General features: G+C 57.6%; 3 protein-coding genes. 1 reads left to right on the top strand and 2 read right to left on the bottom strand.

Translation table 11 applies throughout. The features are described from left to right. On the top strand, window positions 1-549 hold a 549-nt coding region (locus B5D32_RS15290; RefSeq protein ID WP_159447062.1), incomplete at its 5' end, for an ATP-binding protein. A 106-nt stretch (window positions 550-655) separates the two neighbouring features. Here the strand turns inward: B5D32_RS15290 and B5D32_RS15700 are convergent. After that, complete coding sequence (locus tag B5D32_RS15700) at window positions 656-778, bottom strand: hypothetical protein (protein ID WP_265104940.1); 123 nt, start codon at window positions 776-778, stop codon at window positions 656-658. Window positions 779-1,032: 254 nt separating this feature from the next. Beyond that, the gene (locus tag B5D32_RS13705) at window positions 1,033-10,056 is read right to left on the bottom strand and encodes an Ig-like domain-containing protein (protein ID WP_143402780.1); all 9,024 of its coding nucleotides are present in this window, start codon (window positions 10,054-10,056) and stop codon (window positions 1,033-1,035) included. Window positions 10,057-12,072: the final 2,016 nt, after the last annotated feature.

Consider the following 12,072-nt stretch of genomic DNA (forward strand, 5'->3'; position numbering starts at 1 on the left):
GTCAACGCGCTGGCGCACCGCGATTATCTCGTCTACGGCAGCGAGGTCCACATTGACATCTACGATGACCGTCTGGAGATCTACTCGCCGGGCGGTATGCCGGATGGGTCGATGATTCAAGACCGCGACCCGCTTACCGTGCCGTCCACCCGGCGCAACCCGGTGCTGGCCAATGTGTTCAACCGTCTGGGCTACATGGAGCGCAAGGGCAGCGGCTTTGGGAAAATTCTGAACGGCTACAAGGCACAAATCAACTACACCGAGGATAAGCGCCCTACGTTCCGTTCTGACCGCTACCAGTTTACGGTCGTTATGCCGAACTTGAATTACAGTGTCCCTCAAGATGTCCCTCAACGTGTCCCCCAAGATGATTTGGATGCCAAAATCCTGGCTTTAATCAAAAAAGACAATAAAATCAGCACCGAAAAACTCGGCATGGCGCTGGGCGTCAGCTACAAAACCATCCGCCGCCATATCAAGGCGATGGGAAATGTTCACTACATTGGCCGTGGTTTCAGCGGGCATTGGGAAATTCACGACAAATCATAACCCCACGTTGAACGTGGGGTTTGCAAAACAGCCCCATAGGGCTTCAATACCAGCCGCGCCTAAAGGCGCACAATGAGCGACGCCAACCGCACGTGGCGTCGCTTTTTTACTTGCTTATTCTACCGTCCGTGGGAATCTCCGGCGAATCATCTTCGTCAAAGTCCGCTACATTTTTGAATGGGTCCTCATATTCTTTGAAGCTCAACTGGTCGCACATCTGGTCGTTCACTTCCCGGTCCTTGATGTACCTCTTTATTGCGTCCGCGGTTTCGTTTTGTAAGAAGCTTCAGCTTTTCTTTTCGGCTAACGCTTCCTACTGCCGAGCGCGTAGTGGTCTTGCAGCACCTAGTTGTTGCCCATGCCGGGCACACTAAAAATGCTCCCTATATAGCTTTCAGTGTTTTTTCACTGTTCGCTATATAGGGAGCATATCATTGCCGGACGGGGGCTTTGCTTATACGGGCTTACAACCGTAGACGCAACTTAGCGGTTCTTCTTGCGAAGGAACAGGAAGCACAGGGCAGCCAGGCTGGCGATGGCCACACCGGCAACGGGGATCAGCGGGAAGTTGTCCGACGTCTGCGGGATGGGTGCCGTCGTCTTGGCGGGCGCGGGCGTTGTACTGTTGGTCGTGGTGTTGTTCGTCGTGTTATTTGTGGTATTGTTGGTCGTATTGTTCGTGGTGTTATTTGTGGTATTGTTCGTCGTATTGTCAGACGGAGCCGGGGTCGCAGTGGGTTCTGCAGTCGGGACCGGGGACGGCTGGGCCTTGGCGGTCCAGCTGACGGCGAACGGAGACAGTTCCGTAACATGGACCACGAGCTTGCCATTCTGCAGGGTCGGGGTCAGCAGCTCAACCTCACCGCTGTCCTTCATGTGGCTGACGAGGATGGAGAACTGGTCGTAGTTGGCCGCCGTGATGCCCTTGGGCAGGTCGAACGTAACGTCGATGCCGCCTGCGGGGAAGTACGCGTCGGTTGCTTCGCTCCAGTGCGCGCCGTTGTCGGTGCTGATCATCAGCTTGACGTCGTAGACCTCGATGTTGTCAGCAGACTGGTTCTTGCTGATGGCCTTCTTGAACGCCTCGGTGATCTTCTCCGGCGTGTCGTAGCCCTTGTCCTTGATCCCCTGCGGGATGTTATCCTTGGTCAGGGTATCCTTGACGACCTCGGTTTTGGTTTCTGGCGCGGGCTCCGGGGTCTTGACCTCACCGGATACCATGATGAAGCTGACCTGCACAGCGGAGGTCGTGTTTGCGTTGGCGGCAACCTCAACCGTCAGCACACCGTCGGCGTCAGACTTCAGACCCGTGAAAGCCAGCGTGTCGCCCTTGCCGGTGCAGCTGGTGTAGTAGTTGTAACCAGTCTGCAGTGTCTCACCGTTGATCTTGATGTCGGCCAGACGGGTCTTGCCGCTCTCGACCCAGCCGGTGGGGTTGAACATGCCGACGTAAACGGTGTAGTCCTCGCCGGTCAGGTTGTCAAAGCGGTAGGTGATGCTGTTGGTGCCGGACGCATAGCGCATGCTCTCATAGATGCTGGCGTTGCTGTTGCGCAGCGTTCCTGCAGTGCCCGTGTAGCCGAAGCCGGCCTCTGCACTGTAGGCGCCGTCGTTCACAGCGGGGTCCTGCTTGAGTGTATCGGCGCTGGCGTTCATGATGGCGATGTAGTCGCTGCTCAGAGCCAGGCTTTCCTTCTGCGGGTTGGCGAAGTAGAGCAGGTTCTTCGGGACCACGGTAGCCGTGGTGCTGATCTCCAGGTCGTTGCAGTTAGTCAGCTTGCCGGTGACGGCAGCCGTGCCGGGGTTCTTCAGACTGTCAGCGTTCCATTCGACCTTGCTGGTGATAGTTTTGCCCTGAGTGGTCACGCTGACCTCCGTGGGCAGGTTGCTACCGTCGGACCAGACGACGTCGGGCAGCTCGGTGTTGACGGTGGTGGGCAGCAGCTGATCCAGACGGTCCAGCGTCCAATCTTGCTCACCCAGGACGGAAACGGTGTTGTCGGTGTTCATCTGGATCGGCAGCCATACGGTGCGGCTGTCGGTCAGGTTATCACCGTTCCAGCGGTCGCCCATATAGATGAACTTGCCGGCCTCGGCGTCGATGGGCAGCACGTAGGTGACCTGCGTGTTGAACATCTTGCCGGTGTCGTTCTTGGCGGGGTTGCCCACCTTCTCCCAGCCGGAGAGCATATCTTTGCTGCGGTAGTAGATGTGGGCGGTGCTGTTCCAGCCGTCGGTGCCGCTGGTCAGCAGGTAGTAGTAGCCGTTGTACTTAAAGACCGCGGGGGCCTCACGGCTGTCGTCGCTGACGATGCGGGCGGCGAACTCGGTAGCATCGGCCTGGTCAGCCTCGGCGGCCAGACCCGTGTAGTCCTTGTTCAGCAGCGAGACATAGAGCTTTGCGTTCATTTCGCTGGAGTAGATGACGTAGGCATCATCCGCTCCGTCATTGTTCTTGTCCACGCCGGTATCGACGAAGACGGTCATGTCGCGGGCCTCGCCCAGACGGCTGGCGTTCAGCGACGTGTCGTAGTTCATGCGGGTGACGTTCTGCACTGTGAAGGGGCCGAACGGGCTGTCACTGGTGGCGATACCGACCATAGCGCGGCTGTAGCGGCTGGCAGGGCAGTTGCCAACGCAGCCACCGGCCACCCAGCTGTTCAACTTATCGTTATTGTACAGCGGGCCGTCAGCGTGCCAGATCAGGACGAACTGCTTGGTGCTCTCGTTGTAGATCATCTTGGGGCGCTCAGTGACGCAGTAGCTGCCGTACAAGGTCTCAAAGGCCAACTGCAGGCGGGTTGTGGTCACGTTGCGCACGCTGTCATCCTGGCTGTCCGGGTAGAGCAGGCTCGTCGCCGTGATTGGCTCCTCGTCATAGCTCTTGGCGGTCCAGCTGATGTCGTTCAGGTCCGTGGGGGCCTTCTCGTACTCGGTGACATAGGCGCGCAGGAAGTTCTTGACATTGCGGAACTGGCTCTCGGTCACACCCTCGGGTGCGGCGGACAGCTTGCCCCAGGCCTTCAGCGTCTCGAGGTTCGTGGCGCTGAGCTGCATGACGTTGTAGTCCTGCGTCGTGCCGGTGCCGCTGGCACCTGGGCTGGAGATGATGGCCTTCTCGCTGCCCTCCTCAATGGGCAGGATGGTGCTCTGGGTGTAGAGGATGGTGCCGCGGTCGGTCCAGTTGTACAAATCAGTGGAGCTGTAGCAGCGCACGCCGTCCACAGGGCGGGTATTGTTGGTCTTGTCCTCACCGAACCAGAGGTAAACAGCCTTGCCCTCGGTGATGTCACCATCGCCGTCCAGGTCATAGTTGACACAGCCGTCGCCGGTGCCCTCCTTCAGGGCCATGGCAGAGCCGCCGTGGGCCTGCATGGGCAGGCCGGTGTCAGCCTTGATGACCGTACCGGTGGTGCCGGGGATCGAGGTGTTGGTCTCGGGCAGGGTGCGCAGACCGGCGTACTGGGAATCCAGGGCGCTGGCGGCGCTGCGCAGGTCCTCGGTGGTTGCGGCGTCGTCGGCAACCAGCGTGTCGGCGGCAGCCAGGGCGTCGTTCAGCTCGGGCAGCGTGTCAGCCACGCCGGACTTGTTACCGGTGTACTGCCAGCTTTCGAGCTTGTCGGTAGCGTACGCAATGCCATTGTCGGCGTCGGTCTGCAGGGCAGCGCGGATCTCAGCGATCTTTGCCAGCAGCTCCTCACGGGCGACAGTGGAGGGGTTCTTGGCCTCGCGGCGGGCTGCGGTCTCATTGGCAGCGCTGCGGGCGCTCACGGCGGTGGGCTTGACAACAATGTTGTCGTACTGGCCGGTCAGCAGGTAGTTGGTGCCGACGTTGCGGGCGACGGTAGCGGCGATGTCAGTGGCCTCGCTCAGCTTGAAGCCGATGTCCGCGATCTCGCCGGCCTTCGTGCCATTGACGTAGATGGTCAATGCGCCGTTGCCGCCGTCGGTCTCCTTGTAGACGAAGGCGAAGGCGTTCCACTCGCCGATGGCAATATCGCCCAGCGAGATTTCGTTCTTGCTGACGCCCTTCGTGGAGCCGTCAACACCGTAGCCCACCTTGCCGTCATAGGTCAGCAGGTGCAGGCGGTTGCTGCCGGTGCTGATCGTGAAGGCGGAGCGCATGGCGGTCTTGGTTTTGTCGCTGCTCGGTTCCTCGATCATCACATCGGCCAGCAGGGTGAACTGGGTGCGGCCAAACAGGTTCTGTGCGTCGGTGATGGTCGCATGGTAGTCATTCTTGTTGTTCCACTGGGTGGAAACCTTCAAGATGGTATTCCAGGTGTCATCGGTCAGGGTCGCGGTGTTAGCAGCCAGCGTCAGGCCGCCGTTGTCCTCCAACACCTTGTTGAAGAAGCCGGACTCGGAGCCTACCGCCTTGCCGTTGACAGCCAGCCAGCTGATAACAGGAGCCTGGGTGCCGGTGGCGGTGACGGTGTAGCTGACGACCTGGTCCTCCTCAATGGTGAAGGTCAGGCTGTTGATGATGTCGCCGCTGCTGCCGGACAGGTTCAGCGTGGCGGTGTCGGTCAGGGCGTTGCCCTCCTCGTCGGTGACTACAGCGGTCATCGGGCGGGTTTGGCTCCACCACTCGCGGTGGGCACTGGTCAGGGTGTAGGTACCGGCGGGCAGGGTCAGCGCGTAGGTCAGTGTCTCGCCCTTCGCGTTGTTCTTGCCGTAGATACCGGTAGCTGTCTTGTCTGCAGTGCCGGAGTAACCCTTGGTACCTGCGTCGGTGTCAACAAGGCCCCAGGTGTTGTCGCTGGTCTTGATCTGGTCGAACTTGTCGTTCAGCATCTTGTCGCCCAGCGCCTTCTTGTACAGCTCGTAGGTCTCGGTGGTGCCGCCAGTCACACTGGTGGGATCACCGGCCACGGTGTCGATAAAGTAAACGGTGTCGCCGGGGATGACCTCGGTGATCTGAACGCTGACGGTCAGGGGCTCGCCCAGCGCGTTGACGGCGTCCTTCACGGTGCCGCTGATGGAAGCGGACTTGTAAGCGTTCGCATCCAGTGCGTTGGTGTCGCCGTTCCACTCAACAGACTTCGTCTCGGTGGTGCCGTCGGCCAGCTTGACCTCGACCTCGGCGGGCAGGTCGCCCACGCCGCTGCCGGTCACGTAGTACTCCAGCGTGGGCAGCTCGGTCAGAATCTCGGTCACAGCGCCGTCCGCACCTGCCAGACGCTCGCCGATGGTGTTCAGGGCGTCGACGTTCAGGGTGCCGGACTTCAGCACGATCTTGATCGTGTGCTTACCGGCAGTCAGGGCAGACATAATATAGGCTTCGCCGCGGGTCGGGGCTGCCTTGGTGGAGGCGTTCTCTGCCTTCAGCTCGCCGTCAACATAGACGTCGATGACAGCGGAGCCGTCGTTGCCGCCCATAATTGCAAAGCCGCTGCCGTCCACCGTGAAGGTGAAGGAGGAGCCCGCAGTGCTGGAGACGGACATAGTGCGGTACCAGTTGTCAGCACTGCCACCGCCCGGGTTGTTGATGGCCCAGGTGCCATTGTAGGCAACGCCGTCGTCCTGGCCGTCGATCATGGCGGTAGCATACGGGATGCCGCCCTTGACGGTCTTGATCTCGAGGTTATCTGCATAGACCTGCGTCCAGTTGGAGCTGATCTTCACACGGCCCGAGAGCATCGGGTTGGCATCGGTATAGCTGGTGACCTTGTTGCCATCGATGTAGGCATACACGGTGTCGCCCAGGCCGACGAGCTTCAGGTTGTACTTGCCCTCAGCATTCTTGGTGACGGTGCCGCTGGCAATCTGCGTACCGATACGGTACAGCTTCCAGCTGCCTGCGCCGTTAATTTCCAGCGTGTAGCCGCTGTTGTTCCAGTTCATGCCGGTCTGGGCACGGATAGTCAGGCGCTCGTAGCGGCTAGCCTCTGCGCCCGGCAGGGTCACGTCAATGGAGGCGCTGTAATCCATCCAGCGCCAGTCGCCGACGATGGTCGCAGGGTCGCCGCCATTCCACTGGTTCACGCTGGAGTCATTCTCCTGCTTGAGCTGGCCGTTCTCAACGATCCACGCGCCGTGGGTGTCCAGCATATAGCGGGGCTCATTGCCGCGGGAAACCAGATAGTTCTCGGTGGTCTCCTTGCCGGTGGTGGCATTGTACACCGTAACGTCTTCCTCGTTGGTATACTCAAAGTTATCCGCGTAGAGGTAGTCGTCGGTGGTGTTCTGGTTTTTACCGGTGTAGTCGGTATCCAGCACGGTACGCTTCTCGGTCTGGATGTAGTCGCCGCTGCCGTCCTCAGTGGGGAAGCGCTCGGGCGTGGTGTCCAGCGTGGTCGCGGTCACGACGCTGTAGGCTGGCACGGTGACATAGGCGATGCCGTCCTCAATCTTGACATCCTCACCCTGCTTCAGGTAGTCGTCCGTGACGGTGGTCCAGATATGCAGCGCGTCGACGGAGAGGTTCAGGTCCGACGTCTTGATGGCGAAGGTTTTCTCGTTCTGGGTGTTGTTGATGAACACGGTGGAGAAGTTCGTCTTATCGGGGGCAGCCAGCGTCATGTAGCTGGCGTCGCCGTTGATACCGGCGGTCTGGTGCTCGTTGTCGCTGGAGCCGAAGGAGCCGTAGGTCGCGTTCGGCAGCACACGCCAGATGCCGTTTGTGTTGGTGTCGTTCTCCCAGCCGGTCTTGGCGAACTTGGTGATATGGCTCAGCATATAGAGCACGGGGTCATAATGGATGTAGCCGCTCCACGGATCGCGGGCGGACAGCAGTTCCTTATGGCCGTACTGGATGCCCTCATAGAAGGAACCAATCGCAGGCTGGAACATGTACATCGTGCGGCGGGAACCGACAAAGGCGTTGGGCAGGCTGTCCAGCAGGGCCAGCGGGCTCTGGTAGCCACCGATGGTGCCGGCACCGTACTCGGTGGTCTTGTTCTCCTGCAGCTCGGAATAGCCGAAGGTCGCGCAGCCCTCGCTGTACCAGACCTCCTTGTCGTCCACGTCCGCCATCTTGATGTAATCATCGGTGGCGTTGGTACGGTAGTGGAAGCCGATAGCATCGACGGCGTCGTACACGCCGGAATCACTGCGCATCAGGGGAACGATCTTCAGGCCCTTGTTCTCGTCAGAGGCGACGATTTTAATGTTGTTGTAGGCCTTCTTCGCTTCCTCGGTGAAATAGCTGGGGAAGTCGGTCTCGTTCTCCAGCGCGTTGGCGAAGTACTTGATGATCCCGCCGTCGGGGCTACCGGTCTCGTTCTTATCGGGATCGATGTAGTCGACGACATAGCCGTACTTCTCGTAGGCGTCGAAGATGGTTTCCTTATACCATTTATAAATGGCGGCGTACTTCTCGGTGCCGTCGGCCTTGGCCTTGACCCAGTTGGGATACTCCCAGCGCAGGATCGAGACCTTGACATTCGGGTTGATCTTCTTGGCGTCAGCAGCCATGACGAAACCCGGAGAACGAGAGGCGTCGGCCTCCTCATCCTCATAGCGCTTCGTGCAGGCCTCGGCGCCTGTGGAGTTGTTGCCGTCGTTGCCCATCTCCATCTTGATGTTGGAGAACAGCGGGTACTCGCCGCCGAACAGATACTGCATCATGGACCAGTAGGCCTGCGGATTCTCGGACTTGTAGTCCAGCAGCAGGTTGCTGGTGGAGTTGCCGTTCAGCATGCCCAGGCCCTTGTAGGTCCAGCCGTTGACGTTCTTGGCCGCGGCCTCCACGTCAGTGCCGGTGATGGAGACAACACCGTCCACATTAGCGGCGTTGTTCTTGGCCGCCAGGCGCTCTGCCGTGACTTTCTTGGCCTCATCCTCACTCATGGCCGTGCCCTGCACGACGATGTTGTCGTAAGAGCCGTTCATCAGGTAGCTTGTGCCGAAGGAACGGCAGATCAGAGCCTGCAGATCAGACTGGTCGCTGATCTTAAAGCCGATGTCGGCGATTTCCGCCGCCTTTTCGCCGTTCAGGTAGACAACGACTTTGCTGCCGCTTTCGGTTTCCTGATAGGTCAGCGCCATAGCGTTCCACTCGCCGCTCTTGGCACCGGCCAGATCAGCCTGGGCCGCACTGACGCCGCCGTTATTGGCACCGTAGCCAATCTTTCCCTGGCTGGTGAATACGTGCAGGCTCTGTCCATCCTTACCGATGGTGAACGCCGCCGCTTTGCCGTCATTGCCTGAGGCAAAGCTGACCTTCAAATCAGCCAGCAGCGTAAACTGCGCACGCTGGAAGTAGCTGGGTGCGTTGTTGATGGACGCATGGCCGCCGTTTTTGTTGTTCCAGGCGGTGCCGGTCAAGGTCAGGACCTTGCCGTAGCCGTTCAGCTCATCTTCCTCAAGAGAAATATCGGTCTTATTGCCGTCGGCCTGCGTCGTATACAGAGTCAGCAGACCGTCTTCCTCCTCCAGCACCTTGCCGAAGTTCTCGTTGTCGCCATCCACGGGCGTGTCGGGGGTCTCGGCGTCGCCGGTGCGCTCAATGGCCAGCCAGCTGACAGCGGGAGCTTTTTCGCCAGTCGTAGTAGCCGTCCAGGTCACGACCTGCTCGGAGGTGATCTCAAACTCGCCGGTCTTGGTGGTGACTGCGCCTTCGTTTTGCTTCGGAACAGAGGCATAAACCGTCGTGCCGTTATTGGTGGTCAGGCTCAGATCCATGGCACGGTCCTGGCCGCCCCACCACTCGCGGTGGGCCGTCGTGATCTTGTACTTACCGGCGGGCAGCGTGAACTTGTAGGAGAGTGTCTCCCCCTTCTCGTTGTTCTTGGCGTAGATGCCGGTGTAATCCTTGTCATCAATTTGAGGTACCTTATTGACCACATAGCCCTTCGTCTGAGCGTCGGTGTCCACCAGACCCCAGGTCGCGTCGCCCTGGTAGAACTGGTCGGACTTGCCGTTCAGCAGCTGGTCGCCCAGCAGCGCCTTGGCGGCTGCGTAGGCGGCAGTGGACTGAATATTGTCCATCTGGTCGTTGCCGGTAGCGGCCACGCTGTCGATGAAGTAAACGGTGTCTGCGGGGATGACCTCCACGGTGTACTCGTTGCCTGCCTTATCCTTTGCAGTGACGGTTGCATAGGGCTCTGCGAAGGTATTCGCGGTCACATTATCCGCCCAGTCGATTCCGGCAGGGACCACACCGACGTTTGTTGCGATGCGAGCCGCGGCGGTCTGAGGTGCAGCAGCCTCCTGCGCAGCGGGGGCTGCGGTCTCCTCGGCGGCAAGAGCCTCCTCAACAGGGGCATCCATCGGGGCGAGAGCTGCTTCCTCCGCAGGTGCTTCCTCGACAGGCGTCTCCTCAGTCGGGGCGTCCTCAGCAGGGGCCGGGGTCTCCTCGGCAGCAGACTCCTCCGCTGGGGTCTCTGTGGAGACTGCGTCCTCCGCCGGAGCCTCCTCGGCGGCAGGCGCAGCCTCCTGGACGACGGCAGCCACTGGCTGTTCGTCGGCCGCAAAGGCCTGCGTCGGGACCATGCTGGCCAGCATACCGACACAAAGAGCCGACGCGAGTACGCGCTTGCCCTTGTGCTGTGCTTTTCTCATAGTCTTCATCCTTTCTCTTTAAGCAGTGTGTGCATCATGCACAAATCTACTTTACAGTGGTTTACTACTATAATACAAGCCGCCAGTGTTTTCCCTCCATGTGATAATTCCCGTTCTTCCTGCACTTTTTCCCGCACTTTTCCCGCATTGCGCTTTCAAGTGGAATCATACAAATACTACATTTTTTACTTTGAAATTTACATGGAATTTATATGCCTGCTTTCTGTATACTTATATGTTAAAAGATATTTTCGTGGTAAACCGCAGACTTCTTTCGGTATTTTAATTTCTATAGGAGACACTTCCCGTAAAGAAAAGCGCCGCTATGCAATCTGCTCAGCAGCGTTTTTCATTATAGATATTTTGTGCAAATTTGTGTACCGCAGAATCTCCGCTATATTTCAGTTTTTGGTTCATCATTTTTAAAGAAGAGAACTACATATCGGCCAATTATAAAATTTTTGTATCCTCTCTACCGAAGCCCCTGATTGCGGGAGTAACCATAAATTGCAGGGGTTTCTTCCAGACGATGCTGCACTTCACAAAAGCCTTTCACAAATGAGCGAATTGCTTATTGAGAATCGAACTGCCTTAGCAACGGATGCACCGGTTGCCGTCCACAGCGAGATAAAATGGAAGCCTTAAAATCAAGTCGTCGAAATTACAATTCTTCGACGAAACAAATCGAGTAAGAGTCTCTTTTAACTAGAAAGCCGACCTCTCACACCACCGTGCGCACCGGTCTGTACATGTCGGTCCAACCGCATAAGTGCAAGGACTCGTAGTAGCGGAGGATACTAAAATATCCTGCTGCTGCGAGTCTTGCGTTTGTAATGGAACCCTTTAATACAGGACTACCGGCGATACGCCAATAACCCAGTCTGGAATTCCCCCACTGGTATACCCTGTCAGCCAGGACGCCCATCTGTCTCAAGTTGCCTACCTTCGTTTTGGACTTCTTCCACTGCTTCCACGGCCTACTATGTGTTTCTGTTCATCGGTTCAGGCGTTTGCCCGCCTGCATTTTTTCGCTGACCTCCGACTTCCTTCAGATTCCACCTCACGATGGACATCCTTGCCTTCGGCTAACACTTTCTACTGCCGAGGGCGTAGTGGTCTTTCACCACCTAGTTGTTGCCCATGCCGGGCGCACTAGAGTTACAACAAACGTCCTGAGATGGACAGTTTGTTCGGGATACAATGTACCTGCACCTGCCATCTGCTGCGTGCCCGTCTTGCCACTGCGGAGGAGGTTACCGCGCGGCGGAATCTCGCGTTCACCCCCTACGACTGCCATGGCAGCCACGGATTTTAAGATTGCAATACCAAAATAGGTGGCACCGAAACGCAGAGAATCATTACCATCAAGCGTACACTGAAGGATTTGCAGTTTTTATATTTGTTTCTTCCCGGCAAACTCATGGCAAGTACCGCTCGCTTATCATTCTTTTACCGTCATCATAATGCGTACCGTATTCAAGAGATGCCGAGCCATAATAGCAGCACTTGGGAAAATGAATCAGAACTGATTCACTTTTTCGTGTCAAGAATTTTGGATGAATCTAAACTGATTCACTCTGGAGCATATACGAATTTATATGGGTGTCCGGTTTGATTGTCCCCCCTTCTTGGGGTAGGTGCGTTTTGCTAGCATAGCATGTGGTCATCCACATGCACATTTCTGGGGCGTACCCCAGACCCCCGGCACAGTTCTTGCGTGACGATAGTGACGCTGATGACGCTCGTGACGCTGTTTTTAGGACATCCCTATACCATATCCCAGATTCAGCGTCATTAGCGTCATCTGCGTCATTTGGATTCTGTGCTTTTCGTAGCATCGTTTTTTCACTTAAGTTATCAATAGGAACATACGCGTCATTTTACTATAATCATGACGGTGATGACGATGATGACGGTGTTCGTGGGATAGGGTAAAGGGGTATATCAAAAACATCGTCATCACCGTCAGTATCGTCATTCTACAGGCAAGCCGTTTTAATCTGCGGCTTGCCTGTT

The organism is Gemmiger formicilis, assembly GCF_900167555.1.
Taxonomy (GTDB): domain Bacteria; phylum Bacillota; class Clostridia; order Oscillospirales; family Ruminococcaceae; genus Gemmiger; species Gemmiger formicilis.

What these genes read in the sequence shown, in the direction of transcription:
- B5D32_RS13705 (WP_143402780.1), bottom strand. Translation starts at nt 10,056, where the DNA reads ATGAGAAAAGCACAGCACAAGGGCAAGCGCGTACTCGCGTCGGCTCTT.